Raw genomic sequence first — 925 nt, 5'->3', positions numbered from 1 at the left:
GGCGATCAGGTCGTCCTTGCTCTTGAAATGGTAGTAGAGCGTGCGCTTGGTGAGACCCGCTTCCTCGGCAACGGCATCGACGCTGACACGACCGATTCCTTCTGCATAGAAGAGCCTGGTCGCGGCATCGACAATGCGTTTGCGGGTAGGGCTCTGCGTGTCGGGCATAAGCCTATGTATACCGACTAGTGAATATACACAAGCGACAAAGGGCATAGTCTTCCTTCCATCAGCATGATGGAGAAGGAAGAGCCAAATGACAGATCTTGTCCTTAGCGAAACCCGGGATGGGATTGCCATCCTCACCCTCAACCGGCCGGAGAAACTCAACGCGCTGAACTATGCCCTGATCGATCGCCTGCTTGCGGTCCTTGACGACATTGAAGTCGATGACAGCGTTCGTGCGGTCATTCTGACCGGAGCAGGGGAGCGGGCGTTTTCGGCGGGGGGCGACATTCACGAGTTCTCGGCCAGCGTGGCGCTTGGCGTCGGTGTCGCGATGCGGGATTTCGTCATGCGCGGGCAGCGGCTGACGGCGAGGCTGGAAGCCTACCGCAAGCCCATCATCGCCGCCGTCAACGGCATTGCCTTTGGTGGCGGCTGCGAAATCACCGAGGCCGTACCGCTTGCTATCGCCAGTGACCGCGCTTTGTTCGCCAAGCCGGAAATCAACCTCGCAATGCCGCCGACCTTTGGTGGAACCCAGCGCTTGCCGAGGCTCGCGGGGCGCAAGCGGGCGCTCGAACTGCTGTTGACCGGCGACTGGTTTGCGCCGCCGCGGGCGCTTGAACTGGGTCTCGTCAACGAGGTTGTCCCGCATGCCGAGTTGATGCCGGCGGCATTTGATCTGGCCAGGCGTATCCTGCGGCACTCCGATCTGGCGATTGCCGGCATCCTCACGGCAGTGGCGCGCGGCCTCAACCAG

2 protein-coding genes are annotated in these 925 nt (G+C 61.3%); one reads left to right on the top strand and one right to left on the bottom strand.

Annotation, left to right across the window (positions count from 1 at the left end):
• Positions 1 to 168: helix-turn-helix domain-containing protein (locus EN925_RS37635; RefSeq protein ID WP_206633173.1), on the bottom strand; the 168-nt coding region annotated here is incomplete at its 3' end.
• An 88-nt stretch (positions 169 to 256) separates the two neighbouring features.
• On the opposite strand from EN925_RS37635, the gene EN925_RS37630 reads away from it, so the two are divergent.
• Positions 257 to 925: crotonase/enoyl-CoA hydratase family protein (locus EN925_RS37630; RefSeq protein WP_128337452.1), on the top strand; the 669-nt coding region annotated here is incomplete at its 3' end.

Origin of the sequence: Mesorhizobium sp. M7A.F.Ca.US.006.04.2.1 (assembly GCF_004022915.1) — a bacterium.
Taxonomy (GTDB): Bacteria; Pseudomonadota; Alphaproteobacteria; order Rhizobiales; family Rhizobiaceae; genus Mesorhizobium; species Mesorhizobium ciceri.
The sequence above is the reverse complement of the archived record's forward strand: the minus strand, read 5'-3'. Positions and strand labels throughout refer to the sequence as shown.